Origin of the sequence: Siminovitchia sp. FSL W7-1587, assembly GCF_037963795.1 — a bacterium.
Classification (GTDB): Bacteria; Bacillota; Bacilli; order Bacillales; family Bacillaceae_C; genus Siminovitchia; species Siminovitchia thermophila.
Genome location: NZ_CP150169.1, coordinates 2,074,822 through 2,096,085 on the forward strand (window position 1 = coordinate 2,074,822; position 21,264 = coordinate 2,096,085).

A 21,264-nucleotide genomic window follows, 5' to 3' on the forward strand; every position below is an offset into this window, starting at 1 on the left:
TTTGTAATGGAGTGTGAAAGAATGAAGCGCATTGCGATTACAGGAATTGGTGTACTCTCTTCAATCGGAAATGGGAAAGATGATTTTTTACAAGGACTACTCGCCTCACGCTCAGGTTTATCAGATGTAACGTCATTTGATGTCACAGATTATCCAATCAAAAAAGGCGCCGAAATTCTGCCGATTCCTTTACCGGAAAGTGATGCATATGAAGACGAAGTTGTAAAAAAAGCCTTTATTGCTGCAGAAGAAGCGCTTGTTGATGCGGGTTTAAACGACTGTTATGCACCGCAAGAGATCGGTGTTTCCGTAGCAACATCGTTGGGCGGCATCAATTCAAGAGTGAAATATTATACAGAACGAAAAAATAAAGGAAAAAGTGATCCCAGTTTACTGCTACATGTCCCTACTTCTAATATAGCCGGCTCGTTAAGTCGCTATTTTCATTTTCGAGGACCAAATTCAACCGTAGTAACTGCTTGTGCGGCTGGAGGAAATGCACTGGGAATTGGCGCTGATTTTATTCGTGAAGGCAGAGCGACAGCGATGCTTGTTGGAGGCGTAGATCCGTTTTCAATGATTTCATTTAGCGGCTTTACCGTTTTGCGTTCATTATCCCCTAATGTTACAAAACCATTTAACGAATATCGTGATGGACTGACATTAGGAGAAGCAGCAGCATTTTTAATATTTGAAGAAATGGAAGCCGCCATAGAACGAGACGCACCTATTTATGCAGAATTTTTGGGTTACGGAATTAGTAATGACGCTTATCACATTACCTCTCCCGACCCTAATGGCGGTGGCGCCTTGCGTTCAATGAGTGCGGCTTTAAAGGAAGCAAATGTTGCTGCGCAAGACGTTGCTTACATAAACGCTCACGGTACCGGAACACCGTATAATGACAAAATGGAAACGAAAGCCATTAAAGATTTATTGGCGGAACGTCAAACAAACGTATCAATTAGTTCATCGAAGTCTCAACTTGGACATACATTAGGTACAGCCGGCGCCATCGAAGCAATCGTTTGTACACTTGCGATCAAACATCGCTTCTATCCAGCGACGATTCATTTTGAAAATACGATGGATCATGACTTGGATTTTGTCCCTAATGAAACGAAAGAAGGAGAAATTCAATATGCATTATCCAATTCTTTCGCTTTTGGAGGAAATACAGCATCAATCGTCATCGGAAAAGTGGATGGACCATGAGCAAGAAAAACAAGCTGAATTTAACAGATGGATTTCCGACTTCGGTCCAAGTTCAATTCCATGAAGTAGACGCGATGAAAATTGTTCACCATAGTCATTATATTTATTGGATGGAAATAGCGCGATTCCAATTTGCAAAAGCGATGATGGGGCTTTCTTTTACAGACTTTGAAAAGATGGGTGTTTTTCTGCCTGTAACAAAATTAGAAAGCAACTATCTACAATCGGCAACTCTAGATCAAGAAATCGTTATTTTTTTAAAGCTGCTAGAACGCGATGTTGCAATCGCAACGTTTTATTATGACATGCGAGATAAAAATAGCGGGCAAAAGTTATTTGAAGGAATGACAGAACACGCCTTTGTTGATCGTCTTGACAAACTCCTTTTACATTACCCGGAAAAGTGGAATGAGGCGCTGCAACTAATAAAACAAACAAACCCATCCTATATACTCTAACCATTAACGTTATTCAGTTTCCTTATACGTGCCGTGCCAAACATCTTTTGGAGGTTCCTTTATGCTTAAATATGTTTTTCAAAACATCCGTAAAAGAAAAATACGGACGGTTTTAACGGTATTCGCGATTATGGTATGTATTCAAATGTTTACCGTCATTTATTCGATTGTAGAATATACAGTCGCCGACTTAGAAGGAGAAATGGCTAAATATGCGGGGCAAATGTATGTGAAAAATATTAGTGCGTCTTCTAGTGCCGGAGAAGATTTCCCACCGATTAACAGTACGATTTCAAGTAAAACAGGTGACGACATTCTCAAGTCTGTCGATGCCAAAGTAAATACAGATTTAAGTACACCGATTATTTTTCGGCCGATTGCGGGAGCAACCGCGCCCAACATGCCGCCTCAAGCATTAGCAGTCGGTGTTTCCAGCGGAAAAGAGACGGCCTATACCGGAGAGAATGTTGACCTTAAAAAAGGTTCCATGGAACTTGCTGAAGGTGAAAAACAAGTAGTACTCGGCGCTGGCGCAGCTCAATTTTTTCAAGTAAACAATATTGGTGAAAAAATAGATATTTCCGGTGAAACATTTGAGGTAATCGGTCTTTTGAAAAAAGGAAATCGAGTTACTGATCCGATGGTGCTAGCGCCCATTGATCAATTACAAAAAGTCTTTGCATTAGAAACCACATACTCAACCTTGTTGCTAACTGCAAAATCAATCGAACAAATTGATACGTTGTCAAAAACAATCGAAACCGATTTTAAAGACGTTGAAGTAATGACACAAGGAAATATTGCCGACAATATTAACCAATCTCTTGCTGGCACTAAAATGTTCATGAACACTATTTTAGGCACTGTCATCGCCGTTGCTGTAATTGTCATTTTAATCGTTATGACGCTCGCCATTATGGAGCGGACGAAAGAAATTGGTGTCATGCGCGCAATCGGTGCTCAAAAATGGGACATCACAAAAATTATTATCCTTGAATCGCTGTGCATGAGTTTAATCGGTGGAATTCTTGGCGTCATCGGCGGATATCTTATCATGCGGTTTATATTTACAGCACCAGAATTTATTACCGTAAAAATAGCAGTAACTTCTATCGTCATGGCTGTACTTGTCGGTATTTTGTCAAGCCTCTACCCTGGAATAAAAGCCGTCAGTATTCAACCACAGGAGGCTTTGCGATATGAGTGATTGTTTAATCGAAGCAAACCAATTATCTAAAACATATCAGATGGGAAAAGTCGGAGTCTCAGCTTTGAAAAAAGCTAGCTTTACCATTCAGAAAGGTTCGTTCACGGCAATTATCGGCACATCCGGCTCCGGAAAGAGTACGTTACTCAATTTACTCGGTTTAATTGATCATCCAACCGATGGTTCTTTAACATTCAAGGGATTAAATGTGAATCAGCTATCAAACTATGAACAAACAAAAATAAGAGCGGAAAATATCGGCTTTATTTTTCAAAGTTTTCACCTTGTTCCGGTAATGAACATCCTTGATAACGTCATGTTGCAATTGTCATTTAGCAAAAAGGATAAAAAACAGCGAAAAAAAACAGCAATCGAAGCATTAAATAGCGTTGGCTTAGGTACATACCTTCAACATTATCCCGCAGACTTATCTGGCGGACAACGGCAAAGGGTATCGATTGCAAGAGCATTAAGTAAAGATCCCGACTTAATTTTAGCTGATGAACCCACCGGTAGCTTAGATAGTAAATCAGGCGCGGGAGTGTTAGACATTTTTAAAGCATTACATAAACGAGGAAAAACCATTATTATTGTCACCCACGACTTGGAAATTGCTTCCATTGCCAATCAACAACTCGTTTTAAAAGATGGAGAATTACTTGAAACGAATACAAACGACGTAGAACAATTAAAAAAATATTATTACCGTTAGGGGAAAAGAAAGATGAAAACCATTCAAGTCGGAATTATCGGTTGTGGTACGATTGCAAAAATTCGTCATCTCCCCGAATGTCGAGATAATGAGCACGTAACGATCTTTGGCGTCTGTGATGTAAATGAAGAACGAGTGCAAAAGTTTGCCAGAACATATCGCACAAAAGCATTTGCAAATTACGAGGATATGTTAAATGACCCGGCACTAGACGCAGTTATTATTTCACTGCCCCATCATTTACATGCTCCAGCCGCAATCTATGCAGCCCGTGCCGGCAAACATATTTTAGTCGAAAAACCGATTGCGACAAATCTAAATGATGCCTGCGCTATCGTTGAAACAGCCAAGGCGAATGGCGTAAAGTTAATGGTCGCTCATAATCAACGCTTCGTTCCATCACATAAGCAAGCGAAAAAACTAATAGCAGAACGAGCAATTGGACGAATATATTCGTTTCAAGCGACATTCGGCCATAGCGGACCCGAGCAATGGAGTATTGATGGAAACGATTGTTTTTACACACAACCTAAACAAGAAGGTTTTGGCGTGTTAGGTGACTTGGCCATACATAAAATTGATTTAATACAATTTTTGCTCCAGGCAAAAATAGTCGATGTCCAGTCTATGATCGGCTCCTTGTCACGAACACAAACAGAGATTGAAGATGAAGCCGTTTTGGCAGTAAAAATGGACAACGGGATCATCGGATCGATTACAGCAAGTTGGAATTATATAAAACCCGACTTTTCAACCATCATATATGGGGAAAATGGAGTCATTCGGCTAGAAGATGATCCCGATTATCCACTTATCATCCAGTATCGGGATGGTACATCAATTAAGTATGAATTGCCTGACATACTCGAATATGAAAGAAAAATGCCAGGCAGAAGTCAAGTAATTACCTCTTTTATTAACAGTATTTTATACGATGAAACACCTCCTGTAACTGGAGAAGAAGCACTCGATGCGTTATCCATAGTTGTCCAATCAATAGAACAACAACGAGTGGTCATCTAGTTAACCGGAAGTTTTAGATCAATCATCACAGGGGGAATAGTGATGTCCACATTAATTGATTTTGATACGCACCGCCTGGGACTAAACTGTGGTTCAGCACCGATCAGAGACATGCTTGAATTTTACGGCTATCCATTTTCCGAACCTATGTGTTTCGGATTAGGAAGCGGGCTGCACTTTGTTTACCATCATGGCGGCAAAGAAGTAGTTGACAGACAGTATCGTGCGCCGCTAACCGTCATTACAGGACGTACAGAAACACCTTTTGTAGAACTTTGCAGTGTACTTGGCATAAAGATTACATTTAAACGAACGCATGACCGAGAGTTTGCGTGGCAAACCGTGAAAGAACTCGTTGATCGGCACATCCCTGTCGCTTGTGATATCGATGTTTCTAAAATCCATGATACAAATCCGATTGCGGAAACATTCGGTCTTTCAATGGGTGGACATAAAGTCATTTTAATCGGTTACGATGAAGATAAAAATACAGCAACCATTATCGAAAATGTGATTGAAGAACCAGTTACAATTCCTTTAGACGTGTTTCAGCACATTCGTTCATCGGCAGAATTATACCCGTCAGAAAATGAATGGTTTTATATTGATCCACCCCGGCAAATTCAACATATGAAAAAGGCACTTAAAATGGCCATTATTAAAAATGTCCAACTAATGAAGTATCCGGCATTTTCCTTATACGGGACAGATGTTGAATGTAGCGGCTTAAGTGGTATACAACTTTGGCGTGAAGAAATAACGAAATGGCCGGAAATTCTTCATCCAGAGCGTCTAGAGTTAAGTATCTTCACCGTCCATATCCAAAATAGCATTTCAGGCGGCGGGCTGTTTAGAAAAATGTACGCGCGCTTTCTACGTGAAGCAGATGATTATTTACATGAAGAAAACTTAGTCCGCGCCTCTAATATGTATCGCAAGCTGGCAAAGCACTGGGACGAGATCATTAAAACCATGTTAGAAGCCTATAAAAAGAAAGAGTATAACGTATTTTTCACAGAAGCATTCAGTCATCTTGCTGATGAAATTGTGATGAAAGAAAAGGAAGCGATTCGATTGCTAGAGGAGGCTTCAGATAAGTGGCTGTAAACAACAATCATTTGTTTGAAGTGTCTCCTATTCCCGGGGTTCATCCACATTTAAGTTTATTAACAACGATTTTTCGCTACCACCAACAACATTTTGGGAAATTGAAACAAGTAACATTATCTGAACCGCTTTTATTTGGACTCGCTTCCGGACCAGGATTTTTTTATAAAAAAAGAAGCAACCATTGTCTCGTCTTAGGCAGTCATTCCTTTGATCTTTTACAAGACCTTGCCACAAGTACCGGCACGTGGATTAATCGTCGTTTCTCTTTGTCTGGAAAGCATGCGATCAGAGAAATGAAGAACTATTTGTCAATATGGAAAGCCCCCATTTTGGTGACGGTTCCCTTGCATGTTTTTCCTCAGGCAAAATGCGACGAAGAAGAAGCGTTACGCACAACATTAGATGAACCAGTGACAAAATGTATCGTTACTGCCATTAATGATGAACTTGTCCAATGCTATATTCATACAAAAAACATACCCCTTTACCTTCGTGTAGAGTTATTTGAACGCATCTTAAACAAGTATTGCCATCGTTGGGCAGATATTATTTTCCCGAGTAACGACATTTCACTTCATTGGCTTTATGGCCATTCCATCGATCGCCATATCCAACGTTCAACAGGTTGGAGTGGGTACGGAACTCCACATGAACATATGCGCGCATTTTTTTATGATGCGGCACACCATCCGGCTGAACTCTCAATAGAAGCTGTCCTATTAAGTGCTGAAACATTAGGCGGCGACTTTGGCAGGACTTGGTATGGTCAATTTTTACAGGAAGCAAACAAACATATCGAAAGCTCCTATGTGGAAGAAGCGGCAAAACTTTATAAGTTAGCCGCTACATATTGGAAAAAGATTTTAAAAGACTTAGAGATGTCGATGGTTGATACCGATTCGATTGAAAACATGATGGAGATTGAAACATTAGCAGTAGAGAAACTAGCAAAGAGAAAAAAGAAGGCGGGTGGTTGTCATGTCTGCCAGCACAAAATCTCCCTACCAACATAAAAGAGGAATTCACTGTATCACTACAGCAATGGCCAACATATTAAGTGGCGAAAATATAGATCTTTCCGAAGAACTCTGTTTTGGGATTGGTAGCGGCTTAGGATTTACGTATACACGGGGGAAAAGCATCGAGCAATATCTCGTCTTCGGTAGAAGTGATGATTTAGAACTTAATTTATGTGAAATGCTTGGAATATATGCGAAGTTATCCCATGAGCCCGATAGTGACATGGCATTGGAACATTTAATGAAAAAAAAGGCAGCCAATGAGCCGGTTATTGTTGACCTTGATATTAGTAAACTGGCTTATTTAACTGAGGCATTGAAATGGCCGGAAACATCGTCTCATGGTGGCCATAAAGCAGTATTCGGCGGTTATGATCGTAAAACAGATGAAGTCTTTTTATATGAATATCTGTGGCTAGAACCGCAACGAATGAAACGAGAAGATTTTTTTCAAGCTTGGAATTCGTTTAACGGGTTAGCACCAGCTCGTAACTTATGGTACGAGTTTATCTTCCCTAACTCTACTGTGCCTTTGGAAACAGCCATTAAAAAAGGAATTCAGATGAATGTGTACCGTATGCTTTCCCCTTGGAACAAGTTTCATGGGATGGAAGGATTGAAAGCTTTTTTACGGGCGGTTCCGAACTGGCCATATTTATTTCAAGAAGAAGATCGCAGAAAGCTCGCTTATGCTTCATATGTTTCATTAGAAATTGGCGGTACCGGTAAAGGCGCATTTCGTAAAATGTTCAGCCGTTTTCTAAAAAAAGCTGCCCATTCTATTCATGATGAGGCGTTACGAGAGGTGGCGAAAGATTATTTACAGTTAGCGACCCTATGGTCCGAACTGGCCACCCTTCTATTTGAAGGAAGTGAAGATCCAAACAGCGGAATTTTTTCTGGCAGTCGGGAAAATGAAACGTTAACAGAAGAAATATATGCCAAAGAGAAACAAGCGATTCATCGACTATTCGCCATTTCTGAGAATTGGGGCTGAGGAAGTGTTTCGATGCTAAGTATTATTATCCCAACATTTAACCAACGTGAACGATTGGCAGTGACACTGGAAAATTTGGCAAAACAAGAACGAATAGAACATACGACCGTATATGTCGTAAATGATGGTTCGACAGACGGCACAAAACAGTGGTTAGACGAGTTGGACTATTCTTGGTTAGTTCCCATTCATCAAGAAAATAGGGGGAGAAGCGCGGCAAGAAATACAGGAATCAACCATGCACGCTCGACATATGTCCTTTTTTTAGATGACGATATGGTCGTAACCCCTCATTTTATTTGTGCCCATTTAGCAGCCCAACAGCAAAAAGAAGCCATATATATCGGCGAAATCATTAATATTCCGAATGAATATGTTGACGATCTATTTCATAGAAAGCAAACTTGTCTTACTTTCCATGAATTGGACCCATTTGAACAAGAAGATTTCCTCGTCAATTTAGGACGTTATTTTCAAAAGTGGAACAACGAAGGAAACGATATTTCATGGACATGCATGGTTGCGGCCAATGTTTCATTTCCAATCACATTATTTAAACAAGTCAACGGGTTTGATGAACGTTTTAAAGGTTGGGGTGTGGAAGATCATGAGCTCGCTTTCCGGTTTTATCAAGAAGGCGGTACATTTCAATTTTTAAAACAGGCAAAAGCGTACCATCTTGACCATCGCAAAAAAATAAATCGCACACAAATATTAGAAAATGTCTTATATTTTTATAAAAAAACAGGTCTTCACCCTGAAGTAAAAGCATATGTAGATTATGTGACTGGGAAAATTTCGATGAATGAATTATATCGCCAAACGATGAAACGTGAGCCTGCTGTGCATGAGGAGCCACTATTTTTCAAGCCCAATAAGCATTTAACCGATAAAGAAAGTAAGGGACATTTTCATGCAACACATCATTGATACATTCGTACAAAGACATAAACGCCCACAACTTGTAAACATACAAAAAGGCAAAAAAGTGCTTGTTTTAGCCCCCCATCCCGACGATGAAGTAATTGGCGCCGGTGGCAGTCTCTTAAAGCATAGGGATTATGAAAACAAAGTCCATATCGTTTTTATTACCGATGGCAGCAAAGGGCGAACGAGAGAACAGTCGATTGAAGAAACAATACGAGTAAGGGAAAAAGAGGCAATCAACCTCTGCAACGTGCTAAGTGCAGATTACTCTTTTTTAAAATGTAAAGATGGTGAGTACATTCCAGAACAAAGTAAAATTCAATGGATGAGAAATAAGATAGAATCGTATAACCCAACCGATATATATTTGCCGCATCTTGACGATTCTCATCGGGATCATTTTATGACGAATATCTTATTTTTTGAAGCATTGAACAGTTTACCAGAACAAGGACGGAACATATGGCAATACGAAGTCTGGTCTCCTGTCTCACCGAATATCGTCATCAACATTTCTAATGAATTTGAGCGAAAAAGAGAATTAATGTTGCTTTATGAGTCCCAATTACAACTCATCCCCTATGATAAAATAATGGAAGGACTAAATAAATATCGCGTCGCAACGGTACCATTGCCGGGCATTGAATATATAGAAGCTTTTTATCATTCAGATGAACAAGAATATAAGAATAATGTGCGCAGACGACAAGGAGAATGACGATGGAAATAAAAGAAATTATGACGAAACTGAATCACCGCTACCCCTTTTTACTCGTTGACCGAATTGTTGAACTAGAAGTAGATCAACGTATAAAAGGATATAAGAACATAACCTTTAACGAGCCATACTTTTCAGGACACTTCCCTGAAAATCCAATTTTTCCGGGCGTATTCATTATCGAATCGATGGCGCAAGTTGGTGGACTAATGTTCTCTAAAAGAAAGAAAGGCTTCCTCGTTGCTGTTGACAACGCAAAGTTCACGGAGTTTGTTACACCTGGTGATCGACTCATGACCGAAGCTACGTTAATGAAAGAGTTTGGTAAATATGCAAAAGTAGCTGTGACAGGGAAGGTTGAGGAAAAAATTGTGGCAAAAGCAGAAGTGACGTATTATTTTGATGAAACTGCCAATGAAAGAAGACCAGCTCAAGGAAGTAATGCCCTTTTTGAAAAATAATGATAGGATAGGCACATCAATAAATACGAAATCTAGTTGAAGCTTACTGGTCTTTCGTTAACGGATGGCAAACATAATAGGAGTTGGCTTACGAGCGGCTGCACCAACGACTGTTCCATATTTGCTTTGCCACTTTTGATCATGCCATCGACAGTGCTGGATCATCAAAACTTACGCCACAAAAGAAGCTTGTCCTACAACACGTTAAAGACGATGGATTGCGCATAAAGATTTAAAACGAATGAATCATCATACAAGAGGAGAAGATGAATTGCTGTGGGTTCCGAAAATTATGTCTTGAAATTATTGCTCGCTATTTTGCTTACAAGTGCAGCTTATTTTTTGGGAGATGCTATCATTGCGCACAAATTATTTATCTGGCAAACAATCGTCATTGGTGCTACTGTTGTTTTAGCGGGCGCCTTTGTAGAAAAAATCCACGCGCCAATGTGGTTAATCATTATAACACCTTTTCCAATCGGAATGACTTTACTATATGTTTTTCTAAATGAAACGACGTACACCTGGTTTATTACATATGCATTAACATTGTTTATTTATGTGATCATCCACGTTATTGCCAGTTCACTCTTTCGCTTTCATTCTTTAATTCCAGCCTGGAAGTTGCGAAAAGAATAGTAGCTAAAGAGGATAGGGTTGTTGTCAATTTATTTTATTTATGGACTCGTATCCGTACGGCAAATAACGTTTTGCGTATTATTTTTGGCGAAATGCCTTGTTCAAGGAAGCGGCTGGGACATAAGCAAATACGAAATAGCAAAAGCCGAACAATTCATTTATAATTGTTCGGTTTATTTGTGTTAAAAAAATCCCGATCATCGCTACGTCAACATATTTCGCTTTCCGCGGGCCCGGCTTCAGCTTCCTCGGAAAGCAAAGGCCGCTTTCCTGCGGGATCTTCAGCTCGAGCTATTCCCGCAGGAGTCTACCTATTTTGACTACGCTAAAAGTTTGCGTATGATACACTGGGACAATTTTTCCCGCATGTAAGGTGCCGTAAGACTCCCACTTCAAAATCTTGAGTGAATACAAAAGGGCTAAGTCGGAGATAACGGCACCTAAATGCCCGATTGGTTCAACTAACATTCAGTAGGAGATGGAAGAAAGCTCCTACTGAATGAAGTTTCACTTTATTGTTCGTTTTTTCATCAGCTGATTTAGTTGTGGCCCAGTCTCTTTTTGTCATGTGAATAGGATTTGATTTTTATTTTAAAACTCATGTGTTGACTGAGAATAACATGAATACGAATTACCTACTCCTTCCAACAGCATATCATTCACCTCAGATTGATCATACGAATGAAAATTGATTTGCTCTTGCTTCATCGGTACCCGAGAACAGAGCGCAAAATGATAGTTGTCCTGGATTTTTTCACTATAAAAATGATACGCACTACTTTTGTTCCCACCTTGGTAAAAATAAATGCTAGTTCCATCAATTGAGAACGAAAATGATTTTAAAGATACGTGCAGACCTTTTCCAATTGCTTTTACATAACTCTCTTTTAACGTCCACATTTTATAAAAAGCTTCTTCCACATTCGTGCTCTGAATGATGTAGCTATACTCTTCAGGAACGCAAAATTGTTTGGCAAGTTCCACATAGTCTAAGTTTTTATATTGTTCACAGTCGATACCTACCTCTTCCTTTGCGATTGCGATGGCAATCATGTCACCTGAATGAGAAATATTAAAGGAGCAATTAAGATGCGATACAAGGTAAGGTTTTTTATATTTACTATATGAAAATTGTACATCCTCCATCTTACAATCTAGTTCTTTTGCAAGTAAATATTTGACGAATAGATGGCTTAGCACTGTACGAACCTTATCCTTTTCCATCTTAAGGTTAGACATTGTTTCTTTTTTATTCCTGTCTAGTAATGGGAACAAACGCTTATATGGATCGATCGTTGATGTCTTGGACAGACGAATAAAATAAACTTGCAATCAGACCACTCCTTCAGCGAATAAAAAATGAGAAATCTCAACTTATATGGTTAAAATTTTCAGATGAAAGCGCTGATGATCAAGGAAGTGCTGTTGGGGACAGGATGTTGACACTGAAACCTTACATTCGGTGTCGATACTCACCAAGAGCAGCATTTTCAAAGGTAAAAACTGTTTTTTATTAGTGGTAGGTAAATAAAAAGTAACAGACCCGATTTCATATCAAAGTCACATCATTAATGCGCTTATTGATCATACCACTATAGTTTGTTCCCGCTTTATTGTGCTGCGCGACAAAATGGCCAGTCACACTGGACAACTGTGACGATTGTGCTGTTGCTTTACAAGTCATTTAATCGAGTGCGATCACAGTTCCTTATTTGCGTCATTAGCTATCCTCTTATATAAAGTACGACTGCAGTTGTCGCATAGTCACTATCAAAATCTATTCATATGGGGTATTATATGGCAGAGGCTGGGACATAAGCAAATACGAAATAGCAAAAGCCGAACAATTCATTTATAATTGTTCGGTTTATTTGTGTTAAAAAAATCCCTATCATCGCTACGTCAACATATTTCGCTTTCCGCAGGTCTCTTCAGCTTCCTCGGAAAGCAAAGGCCGCTTTTCTGCGGGATCTTCAGCTCGAGCTACTCCCGCAGGAGTCTACCTATTTTGACTTCGCTAAAAGCTTGCGTATGATACACTAGGACAATTTATCCCTTAAGACTCCCACTTCAAGACCAGTGTTGATACAAAAGGTAAGTGGGAGATAACGGCACCTAAATGCCCGATTCGTTTAACTAACATTCAGTAGGAGCCCTACTGAAAGAAGTTTCACTTTATTGTTCGTTTTTTCATTAGCTGATTTTGTTGTGTCCCAGCCCCATATGGCAAGAGGGGCTGTTTAAACAGCCCCTCTATGAGTGAGATTTATTGTCCGCCCATCTCATTCAAATTAACTTCCTGCGCGTTTTCCAATGCTTCTTTTGGCACTTCAATGCTTTCTACTTTATTATAGTTGCTGTAAGTGGATTTCATATCGAGATTCATGTTCATTTTCTGTCCGTTTACATCCGTATCCATATCTGTTACCATGTTCAACGCGGTTAAATAGAATGTTTCTTTGTCAATAAATAGCTCGTAGTCAACTTGATTGAATGTCACATCGCTCATCGCTGCTTCATCCTGCATGTCAGGAGGCATTGTGGCCTTGACATTATCTTTTAAAAACTGATCGAATTTTTCACCGGATGCTTTTAAAGTCAATATATAACTTTTTTCATCTTGTTTAAATTCAAAGTCATCAACAAATTGTTTTAATTGGTTTAATTGCTCAGAAGGGTTCGTTTGTCCTTCGGACATTTGCAAGATTTGACTTGAAAGTTCAGACGGGAGCTTCAACCACGTTTTTTGATTCGGCTCATACACGTAGAAACCGTCTTTTGTCAGATAAGCATCCAATTCCTGTTTTTCTTCCCCAATAGACATAGTCATTTTTTGATGTAATGTCATTGGTTCCATGATAAATTCCATGGCCATATCCGACTTGATTTCCTGCTTCTCCCCGCCTGCATCAACTTTTTGATTCATGGTAATATTACTTTCAAAGCTTTTGATATCCTTGTTTGCTTCCTCAACCTTCTTATAAACTTCTTCCAGTGTGAGATCTTGTTCTTTTTTTGTCGTTTCAGTCTTTCCATCTTTTTCGACTGGCTCCGCTGTTTGGTTACATGCCGACACCACCAGCATAAGCATGGCTCCTAATATGATTGTTAATGCTTTCTTCATGAAAGTCAGCTCCTTAAATGATGTTATACGCTAGGCTGCCCATTATTAAGTACGATTTAAGAGTCTTTTTGTTTCATATTTGTAAAAATTGGTTCTAATGGCATAAAAGGAAACTCGGTGCTGGTATTATATTTTTGAATTCCGCTCTTGCATAGCCCATTCCCAATATTCGTTTATTACCTTCAGCATTTCATCCAAGGAGCAGGCCAGAATTTTAACGGGTATGTTAACTTGTGTTTCCATGAGTCCTTTATTTACCTGGTTAAATAGCTTCTTAATACCCGTCGTCCGGTTGATGATCAATTCGCGGTCAAAAGTAGAAATACCAAGATAAATCTGACCCGAAAAGCTGACAAACTGAATTTCCTTTATTTCATCCCATTTTACGATCCCGGCTCCGATAAAACTAGATTGATCGACAATTCCTTCAGCAGAAATAATAACGGCCGGCTCCCGTTTGATAAATATTTTTAAGTAATAAATGAAACAAAGCCCAAAAATAACAATCGGTAGAATACTTGCAAGAGTCAGCCAGGCTGATTCTTCAGCCTTTACGCTAAAAGATATGAATAAAAGTACAATTCCAAGGACGACAAAAATCAGTGACAAAGCTGCCAGCATGAGAATCTTCTTCATTTTTGGCATAATGACAAAATGATTCATCAACATCCCTCTCTGAGCTAGCAAAAAATTCCATACTTATACAGCTTAATTGTTTTCGATAAAAACATAAATCCCCCAAAAGGACCATCCTAAAAGATCTGTTCGTTCCATCTTGTTTGTTGTATGTCTTATTGGGCATGTCGCAAGCCTGAAACTGGATTTCTACTTCGATATTTTTATGGCTTGGCTTCAATCGTCGTTTGTTTTGCAGCAACCACCGTGTTGTCATGCCGAAAAGTTGCGGACGTTCATTGCTTTTTTCAAGTTTTTCTTGAATGAACAAGGGAATACAACCGATAAAATTGGTAGGAAATGCCTAAATTGCGGAAACTCTTACGAATTGGTTATATGCCAATGACACTGAATAACATACTATTTATTCAGAATGTGAAGAGGTGGAACTTAAAAATGTGGAGGCCGGAACCTTTTTAGCATCATGAACCGCATGAAATCAAGCTTAAAAACCCTGAGTTCATGCGGTTTTATGTTTATCAATTCAATCAGAATTTTTTGCTCCGCATGTAGAAGATTGAGGGAGCTTGCTTAACCTTCATGAAATCAAGCCGGCAGGTTACGAACAGCGGATAATGGGGTCGGCCGCTGATCACCTTTTTTCTGTTGCATCAAACAAACCTCATAATGTCCGCGAAATGCGAACTGTAAATGCCTCTGCAACTTCTGAATCGAAGCAACTATGCCATGATCCAAGCACATTTTTGTTCATCCCATTCAACTGGTTTTTCTTCATTACAAATAACCGTTGAAATATTGGACAACGGGCAAATTTTAAAGTTGGACCTTTTATTGAATTTTGACGCATCGGCAAGTAAGATTGATTCTTTACTGCATTGGATCATCGTTTCCGAAACAAGAGATTCATCCATATCAAAGTCATAAATCGCATTGGTTGTAAAGCCTCCACAGGAGATAAACGCTCGGGTAAAATTAAATCTCTTTAAAAATTCCACTGTGGCCGTTCCTTTCACAGATGCTTGATAAGGATTTGTAATGCCTGGCAACATGATCACCTGTCCAGAAATCCGTCGCTCCTCGAGTGCTAAATTAAAGCGAATGGCGGCACTTAATGAATTGGTTACGACGGTCAACGATTGTACATCTTCAATCATATCGGCTATATGTACGGTTGTCGTGCCCAAATCCAATGCGATCGTATCTCCATGTTGTATCAGCTCAGCCGCCCGCTTTGCTATCCGTTTCTTTTCCTCAAGATATAAGGACATTTTCTTCTCATAAATCATTTCTCTTTGCGTCGGGATAAAGGGAACGGCTCCTCCGTGAATACGAGTCAGTTGTTCATTCATTTCAAGCTCTGCCAAATCTCTTCGAATCGTTTCCGGAGTAACGTTAAGTACATTTGCCAAATCCATTACTAACACTTTGTCGTGTACTTCTAGCTGTTTTACAATAAACATATGTCTTTCTTCTTTATTCAATCCAACTGGCCCCCATTCGATTTATCTCCTCTGGATACATGAACTAGCTAATTTCAATTTTTATATCTTAATTATAAAATAAGACTTCCTGAGCAAACATAAAAATCTAGCGCTATCATGAACCTTTTATGCTTGCGAACGCTTTATCATGTGAACATGGGCGAAAGGACTGCCCTTAATTAGACAATCCCTCCCTTACATGCTTCTCCCTTTCATTACAATAGGATTTCGCGTAATTGCAGGACATCATCAAAAATATAGTCGGCATTTAGTGCTTCAAACATTGAACGTGACGCTTTACCTGATAAACAACAAGTTAAAATAGCAGCAATTTTACATCCCATCGACTGCGCCGCCATATAATCTGCCACTGAGTCACCAATGATCAGAACATCCTCGCCCTTGTGAATGGGCAATGGTATGGACAATACTTTTTCATCCGCCACTTTTCTTCCTTTATACCCTTTTACGTACGTAAATGGTTTCGGTTTGCCAAGTGGTACTTGATTGGGAAATTTACGCTCCGCCTCGCTCACATCCGTTGCCGTCACAACATGTTCTGGATGAAAGTACTCCCAGAATCCAAGCCTTTGAAACGGAATTTTACATTCCAGATAGGGTCTGCTAGTACCGATCCCCAATAAATACCCTTTTTCCCGCAAATCGCGTAAAAAGGAGCGAATGTCTTCTACATTGGCGAGTGCTATTTCATCTTCAAGAAATCCATTTTTCCCCAAAGTATATGGACGCTCTCTTTCTGATTGCTCATAATATGGATCCCCTAAATACCATTCTTGGTACACTTTCCGTCCCAATTCCCACAAAGGATTGTTTATCGGAAAAAGATCATCATCTATTCCCAGCCAATGTCTGGCCAAATCATTCACATACAATAGTAGGTCCTGTTGCTCAACATCTGTTTGCTGAAAATCCCGAACGAACTCATCATAATTTGGAATAAATGAAATGTTGCTTTCATTACATGCTTCCCCAATTTCCCGCAAACGATCTTTATCGATAGGCCGCTGTAATATCGACTCTACGAATTCACGTCGTTCTAATGAGAGCTCGTATAATAATCGCACGAGTTGATGAGAAAAAGTTAAAAACACCATATCCCAATTCGAATTAATACCACGATCTTTTACAAATTGCAATATCGCATCGTTTGATAAGACATGTTCGCGAATACGGCGGATGTTTTCCTCTGTTGGGGAGACGGTAAAGGTATCTCCCGAAAGCCCTAAATATAGTGGATTGTAAACTAATTCCCAAATGGATAATGCGGTTGCATCAAAACAACGCTCCTCACTTAAAAATACGCCATCTACATCAAACAATATTGTTTTAACCATATTGAACGCTCCTTCCTAGCCGGCTTTGCTTCTTGATGCTTCTTGCCAAGCATTCATGCGCTTTTTTATTTTCTTGGTAAAAAATTCATAACCTAATCTAACGAGTATGTTCGTGACAATCACGATGATTGACATCGCCGCGGCAGACTCCGTATTACCTTCATCCATCATCGTTACGATGGCCACAGAAGCTGGTTTTGTTTGAGAAGTATATAAGAAGATAATCGCTGATATCGTCGTCATCGAGTTAATAAAGAAGTACACGAACATTTCCACAATGGCCGCAAATGACATAGGCATGGTGACTCGCGTAAATGTCCTATAAAAAGGGACATTCATCGACTCGGAAACCGATTCAAATTCATGATCCAACTTTTTCAATGCCGTATTGGCCGTGAAAAAGTTGACCGAGTAAAAATGGACGATATTGGCCAATACAAGAATCCAGATCGTGCCGTATAACATATTAAATGGGTTCGGTATGCTCAAATCGGTAAACGGAATCGCTAACGCCGCTTGATTAAAAAAGAAAATATACGCCAGACCAATCGCCAATCCCGGCAGCGCCAAAGGAATGATCGAAAGGAAATAAGCCGTTTGCCTGATTGCCTTAAAGGACCGTGATTTTTCAATCAAATAAGCACTGAAAAAAACAATCGCTGTTCCTAAAACAGCAGTCAGAAGAGCAATCCATAAACTATTTATATATGGTTGAATTCCGGTTGTGGAGGCGCGCTTAAACAAGAAGTGATCGAATGTCAGTGATAAATTATATGGCCAATATGTACTGATTGCGGGCAATAATACTGCTGCCATCAGCAATAAAACAGACCCTGAAATGATCAAACAATATATAAAATATAAACGATCACGCAGACGGTTCGGCTTTATTTTATAAGGTACAGATTTTGCGGAAATCACCGTACTCTGTTTTCTTTGGATGATCCGGTCGGCAATAAAAGCGATGACGGCAGGGATGATCAAAATAAGACCTACAGTTGCCCCCATTGACATCTTGAACTGCCCCACTACTTGCTGGTAAATATCCGTAGCCATCACATTATACTGCCCGCCCACTACAACCGGAGCGCCAAAATCTGTAAAGCTTAAAATAAACGAAATAATAAACGAACTAAATAAGGCGTACTTTACACTAGGCAGTGTAACGGTGAATAATTTTTTGATCGGTCCCGCGCCTAATGTATCTGCCGCTTCATATAAGCGATAATCCGTTGTCGCAAGTGAAATGCTTAATAGTAAAAAAGCTTGTGGAAACGTATAAAACACTTCCGAAATAATAATGCCGACCGGCCCGTACAGATGAATATCCACTCCTGCATTTACACCGAACATAGACTCAAATAAACCAAAAAACCCTGTTGTAACGACTCCATTATTTCCGAATAAATTAATTAACCCGATTCCGTAAGTCATGGTTGGAGCAAATAAAGGAATAAAAGCAATGTATTTAAAAATCGTTTTCCATCTCATTTCCGTTCTTGTCACCGCATAAGCAAATGTAAAGCCGAGCATGACTGAAATGACACCCGTTGTAATCGCAATAAACAACGTATTGTACATTGACTTTACTAAAGAGGGTGTGGAAAAATATTCGATAAAGTTTGCGAATCCAATAAACTGTCCTTGTTCATTCGATAATGCTTTCATAACGAGCTGTAACAGCGGCAGAACAATCGCAATGACGAGACCAAGAACCATTAAAATGATCAGTAGTTTTTGCAGGCGGTCAATCCACCCTGATTGCTGCCTTACCTTTTTATGACGAATCTTCCGTTTCATGGCTGATTGTGCAGGATAGAGCAACTGTTCTTTGTTTACCATATACTCTCTTACTCCTTAAAAAAATGAAATTCCACTGCTTGCCGGCATACTATATCCGCCCTCACTGCGCCCACTTTGGTCATATGTAATCAATCTGTCTTGAAAAAATGTAACAAACATTTCTTTACCCTTTTGCATCACTACATTTCTTGCTTGATTGATAGGCAGATCAACCACTAATAAATTTCTTTCCAATTGTATGTCGCTATTTTTCTCTAACTGTAAATAAACCCGACTTAACGAACCGCGAAACTCCACTGCTTCCACGACTGCTCTGATGCTATCTTCCGACTCTATTTCACTCATGACGATGTTTTCAGGACGAATAGCCACAACAGAGCCTAACGCGTTTTTAATGAAATTGGCTGTTCCAATGAAGTCGGCTACAAACGGTGTGATCGGCTGTTCGTAAACCTCAATGGGAGAACCAATCTGCTCAATACAAGCATCGTTCATGACAACGATTTTATCTCCCATTGATAAGGCTTCTTCCTGATCATGGGTAACCATTATCGTTGTCACTCCAAGCTGTTCTTGAAGATGTCGAATTTCCATCCTGAGATGCATTCTCACCTTCGCATCTAAAGCTGATAAAGGCTCATCCAGTAAAAGAAAGCTTGGCGACAAGGCTAACGCGCGTGCCAAAGCGACACGCTGTTGCTGTCCACCCGACAACTGTGTCGGATAATGATCACGCACACGTTCTAAATTGACTTGCGCAAGGCATTCTTGCACCTTCTCCTTTATGTCACTTTTACTCAACCTTTTGCTCTTTAATCCGTAAGCGATATTTTGGGCAACCGTCAAATTCGGAAATAACGCATAAGATTGGAAGACGATCCCGAAGTCTCTTTTATGCGGCGGCCACTTTGTTACATCCTGGCCTCCCATCACTATTTTCGAACCGGCATTCGGCTGTTCTAAGCCGGCGATTATTCTAAGCAATGTTGTTTTCCCACATCCGCTCGGACCTAGTAAACAGACAAACTCGCCTTTTTCCACTGTGAAATTGATATCATATAATGCGACAAAATTTCCATATGTTTTCGTTACATGTTGGATTTTTAAAAAATCCATCTTTTTCCCTCCTTCTATCAGGTAAGAAAAAAGAGGCATCCGGTACCTCGGAATAAAGAAGTATTCTACTCCAATCCGGATAATCGGAATGCCTCTTCGCCACTGTTATTATTCTTCTTCAGGCGCGCTCTTTTCGTCGTAGCGCTTTAACCACTCATCCAGTATGCCTTCTCGGTTTTGAGCGGCCCAGCTAAAGTCGTTATCAATCATTTGGTCAATGATATTTTCCGGAAATCCTTCATTTGCTTTCGTGTCCACATTAACGGCAACTACACCGTGATATTGTTGATATCCTTCCATCGCGTTATCGCTGATTGCCCAATCTAAGAATGTTTTAGCCGCTTCCTTGATTTCAGGTTTTTTAACAAGAGCATTGGCTTCGATTTCCCAACCAGAACCCTCTGACGGTAAAACCAATTCAACAGGTGCTCCTTTTTCAATTTCGCTTATGACTGGATACGCAAACGTTAAACCGATTGGAAACTCTCCTCTAGCTACGGCTTTTGCTGGTTTTGAACCGGAATGTACATATTGATTCATGTTTTTATGTAATCCGTCCATGAACTCCCAACCGCCTTCTTCCTCAAACATTTGCAGCCAAGCATTAACCATTAAAAATCCGGTTCCTGAAGATGCGGGGTTTGGCATAACGATTAAGTCTTTATATTTTGGATCTAATAAATCTTTGTAAGACTTAGGAGCTTCTACACCTAAGCGCTCTAATTCTTGCGTATTGACAGCAATCGCTGCGACAAAAGCGTCGTTTCCGGTCCAAAGTGCGGGATCATTGACTTGGTCTTTAAACTTAGGTTCTAAACGCTCGATGCCTTTTGGATTATATCCTTCCAATAGATCATGTTCCTCTAAAAATAACAAGCTGCTTGCAGCTACTCCAAACACTACGTCAGCCACGGGATTATCTTTTTCCGCTAATAGCTTGGAGGTCGTTACACCAGTAGAGTCACGTACCAAATCTACTTCAATTTCCGGATGTGCTTCTTCAAATCTTTTCATATACTCTTCTAACTCTTCTGTTTCATAGGAAGAATAGACGGTGATTTTTTCTTTTTTCCCTGAATCGCTTGCTTCTTTTCCTGAGGTTTCTTTCGAATCTTTCGATCCTCCAGAGCATCCAGCTATGATCAATGCGAATAGCGAGACTGCAATTAGTAACAAAATTGGTTTTTTCATCGTATTAGACCTTTCTACATAAGTGTTTTGTTGAGGTGGATTCTACGAAAGTGAAATAGTCACTTTCCCCAC

General features: G+C 39.8%; 20 protein-coding genes. 12 read left to right on the forward strand and 8 right to left on the reverse strand.

What is annotated here, in order from left to right:
• Positions 1 to 21: 21 nt before the first annotated feature.
• The 12 genes from NST31_RS09630 (at position 22) to NST31_RS09685 (ending at position 10,486) form a co-directional block, all read left to right on the forward strand.
• Positions 22 to 1,215 carry a beta-ketoacyl-[acyl-carrier-protein] synthase family protein gene (locus tag NST31_RS09630; RefSeq protein ID WP_205179981.1) on the forward strand — a complete coding sequence of 398 codons (1,194 nt, stop codon included), beginning with the start codon at positions 22 to 24 and terminating at the stop codon, positions 1,213 to 1,215.
• On the forward strand, positions 1,212 to 1,673 hold the full coding sequence (locus NST31_RS09635) for an acyl-CoA thioesterase (RefSeq protein ID WP_339165268.1): 462 nt from the start codon (positions 1,212 to 1,214) through the stop codon (positions 1,671 to 1,673). The genes NST31_RS09630 and NST31_RS09635 overlap by 4 nt, the downstream gene beginning before the upstream one ends.
• A 61-nt stretch (positions 1,674 to 1,734) precedes the next feature.
• Complete coding sequence (locus NST31_RS09640; protein ID WP_339165270.1) at positions 1,735 to 2,880, forward strand: FtsX-like permease family protein; 1,146 nt, start codon at positions 1,735 to 1,737, stop codon at positions 2,878 to 2,880.
• Positions 2,873 to 3,592, forward strand: coding sequence for an ABC transporter ATP-binding protein (locus tag NST31_RS09645; protein ID WP_077113923.1), 720 nt, complete (start codon positions 2,873 to 2,875; stop codon positions 3,590 to 3,592). The genes NST31_RS09640 and NST31_RS09645 overlap by 8 nt, the downstream gene beginning before the upstream one ends.
• 12 nt (positions 3,593 to 3,604) lie before the next feature.
• The gene (locus NST31_RS09650) at positions 3,605 to 4,615 is read left to right on the forward strand and encodes a Gfo/Idh/MocA family oxidoreductase (RefSeq protein WP_077113924.1); all 1,011 of its coding nucleotides are present in this window, start codon (positions 3,605 to 3,607) and stop codon (positions 4,613 to 4,615) included.
• A 42-nt stretch (positions 4,616 to 4,657) separates the two neighbouring features.
• The gene (locus tag NST31_RS09655) at positions 4,658 to 5,722 is read left to right on the forward strand and encodes a BtrH N-terminal domain-containing protein (RefSeq protein ID WP_077113925.1); all 1,065 of its coding nucleotides are present in this window, start codon (positions 4,658 to 4,660) and stop codon (positions 5,720 to 5,722) included.
• Entirely contained in the window at positions 5,713 to 6,738 is a 1,026-nt protein-coding gene (locus NST31_RS09660) for a hypothetical protein (RefSeq protein ID WP_339165272.1), read from the forward strand. The genes NST31_RS09655 and NST31_RS09660 overlap by 10 nt, the downstream gene beginning before the upstream one ends.
• Positions 6,704 to 7,741, forward strand: coding sequence for a BtrH N-terminal domain-containing protein (locus tag NST31_RS09665; RefSeq protein WP_339165274.1), 1,038 nt, complete (start codon positions 6,704 to 6,706; stop codon positions 7,739 to 7,741). Before NST31_RS09660 ends, NST31_RS09665 begins: the two co-directional genes overlap by 35 nt.
• 12 nt (positions 7,742 to 7,753) lie before the next feature.
• Positions 7,754 to 8,671 (forward strand): glycosyltransferase, encoded by a 918-nt coding sequence (locus NST31_RS09670; protein WP_339165275.1) that lies wholly within the window; start codon positions 7,754 to 7,756, stop codon positions 8,669 to 8,671.
• On the forward strand, positions 8,655 to 9,386 hold the full coding sequence (locus tag NST31_RS09675) for a PIG-L family deacetylase (protein WP_339165276.1): 732 nt from the start codon (positions 8,655 to 8,657) through the stop codon (positions 9,384 to 9,386). The genes NST31_RS09670 and NST31_RS09675 overlap by 17 nt, the downstream gene beginning before the upstream one ends.
• A 2-nt stretch (positions 9,387 to 9,388) precedes the next feature.
• Positions 9,389 to 9,847 carry a 3-hydroxyacyl-ACP dehydratase FabZ gene (gene fabZ / locus NST31_RS09680; protein ID WP_339165277.1) on the forward strand — a complete coding sequence of 153 codons (459 nt, stop codon included), beginning with the start codon at positions 9,389 to 9,391 and terminating at the stop codon, positions 9,845 to 9,847.
• A gap of 276 nt (positions 9,848 to 10,123) precedes the next feature.
• Positions 10,124 to 10,486, forward strand: coding sequence for a hypothetical protein (locus tag NST31_RS09685; protein WP_077113931.1), 363 nt, complete (start codon positions 10,124 to 10,126; stop codon positions 10,484 to 10,486).
• 591 nt (positions 10,487 to 11,077) lie between these two features.
• Here NST31_RS09685 and NST31_RS09690 read toward each other — a convergent pair.
• The 8 genes from NST31_RS09690 to NST31_RS09725 form a co-directional block, all read right to left on the reverse strand.
• Positions 11,078 to 11,818: a 4'-phosphopantetheinyl transferase superfamily protein gene (locus NST31_RS09690; protein ID WP_077109953.1), complete on the reverse strand. Its 741-nt coding sequence runs from the start codon at positions 11,816 to 11,818 to the stop codon at positions 11,078 to 11,080.
• 934 nt (positions 11,819 to 12,752) lie between these two features.
• Positions 12,753 to 13,610, reverse strand: coding sequence for a DUF6612 family protein (locus NST31_RS09695; RefSeq protein ID WP_205179972.1), 858 nt, complete (start codon positions 13,608 to 13,610; stop codon positions 12,753 to 12,755).
• A gap of 126 nt (positions 13,611 to 13,736) precedes the next feature.
• Complete coding sequence (locus tag NST31_RS09700; RefSeq protein WP_077109951.1) at positions 13,737 to 14,273, reverse strand: STM3941 family protein; 537 nt, start codon at positions 14,271 to 14,273, stop codon at positions 13,737 to 13,739.
• A gap of 692 nt (positions 14,274 to 14,965) precedes the next feature.
• A complete protein-coding gene (locus NST31_RS09705) occupies positions 14,966 to 15,727 on the reverse strand; it encodes a DeoR/GlpR family DNA-binding transcription regulator (protein WP_236017138.1) in 762 nt (253 codons plus the stop codon).
• 215 nt (positions 15,728 to 15,942) lie between these two features.
• A complete protein-coding gene (locus NST31_RS09710) occupies positions 15,943 to 17,082 on the reverse strand; it encodes an HAD family hydrolase (protein ID WP_077110335.1) in 1,140 nt (379 codons plus the stop codon).
• A gap of 15 nt (positions 17,083 to 17,097) precedes the next feature.
• Positions 17,098 to 18,882, reverse strand: a complete 1,785-nt coding sequence (locus NST31_RS09715; protein WP_205179983.1) for a putative 2-aminoethylphosphonate ABC transporter permease subunit — start codon at positions 18,880 to 18,882, stop codon at positions 17,098 to 17,100.
• Between the two features lie 57 nt (positions 18,883 to 18,939).
• Positions 18,940 to 20,001, reverse strand: coding sequence for an ATP-binding cassette domain-containing protein (locus NST31_RS09720; protein WP_205179970.1), 1,062 nt, complete (start codon positions 19,999 to 20,001; stop codon positions 18,940 to 18,942).
• Positions 20,002 to 20,109: 108 nt separating this feature from the next.
• Complete coding sequence (locus NST31_RS09725) at positions 20,110 to 21,192, reverse strand: putative 2-aminoethylphosphonate ABC transporter substrate-binding protein (protein WP_077110337.1); 1,083 nt, start codon at positions 21,190 to 21,192, stop codon at positions 20,110 to 20,112.
• Between the last annotated feature and the right edge of the window lie 72 nt (positions 21,193 to 21,264).

What these genes read in the sequence shown, in the direction of transcription:
- NST31_RS09630 (WP_205179981.1), top strand. Translation starts at nt 22, where the DNA reads ATGAAGCGCATTGCGATTACAGGAATTGGTGTACTCTCTTCAATCGGA.
- NST31_RS09635 (WP_339165268.1), top strand. Translation starts at nt 1,212, where the DNA reads ATGAGCAAGAAAAACAAGCTGAATTTAACAGATGGATTTCCGACTTCG.
- NST31_RS09640 (WP_339165270.1), top strand. Translation starts at nt 1,735, where the DNA reads ATGCTTAAATATGTTTTTCAAAACATCCGTAAAAGAAAAATACGGACG.
- NST31_RS09645 (WP_077113923.1), top strand. Translation starts at nt 2,873, where the DNA reads ATGAGTGATTGTTTAATCGAAGCAAACCAATTATCTAAAACATATCAG.
- NST31_RS09650 (WP_077113924.1), top strand. Translation starts at nt 3,605, where the DNA reads ATGAAAACCATTCAAGTCGGAATTATCGGTTGTGGTACGATTGCAAAA.
- NST31_RS09655 (WP_077113925.1), top strand. Translation starts at nt 4,658, where the DNA reads ATGTCCACATTAATTGATTTTGATACGCACCGCCTGGGACTAAACTGT.
- NST31_RS09665 (WP_339165274.1), top strand. Translation starts at nt 6,704, where the DNA reads ATGTCTGCCAGCACAAAATCTCCCTACCAACATAAAAGAGGAATTCAC.
- NST31_RS09670 (WP_339165275.1), top strand. Translation starts at nt 7,754, where the DNA reads ATGCTAAGTATTATTATCCCAACATTTAACCAACGTGAACGATTGGCA.
- NST31_RS09675 (WP_339165276.1), top strand. Translation starts at nt 8,655, where the DNA reads ATGCAACACATCATTGATACATTCGTACAAAGACATAAACGCCCACAA.
- fabZ (WP_339165277.1), top strand. Translation starts at nt 9,389, where the DNA reads ATGGAAATAAAAGAAATTATGACGAAACTGAATCACCGCTACCCCTTT.
- NST31_RS09695 (WP_205179972.1), bottom strand. Translation starts at nt 13,610, where the DNA reads ATGAAGAAAGCATTAACAATCATATTAGGAGCCATGCTTATGCTGGTG.
- NST31_RS09700 (WP_077109951.1), bottom strand. Translation starts at nt 14,273, where the DNA reads ATGAATCATTTTGTCATTATGCCAAAAATGAAGAAGATTCTCATGCTG.
- NST31_RS09710 (WP_077110335.1), bottom strand. Translation starts at nt 17,082, where the DNA reads ATGGTTAAAACAATATTGTTTGATGTAGATGGCGTATTTTTAAGTGAG.
- NST31_RS09715 (WP_205179983.1), bottom strand. Translation starts at nt 18,882, where the DNA reads ATGAAACGGAAGATTCGTCATAAAAAGGTAAGGCAGCAATCAGGGTGG.
- NST31_RS09720 (WP_205179970.1), bottom strand. Translation starts at nt 20,001, where the DNA reads ATGGATTTTTTAAAAATCCAACATGTAACGAAAACATATGGAAATTTT.
- NST31_RS09725 (WP_077110337.1), bottom strand. Translation starts at nt 21,192, where the DNA reads ATGAAAAAACCAATTTTGTTACTAATTGCAGTCTCGCTATTCGCATTG.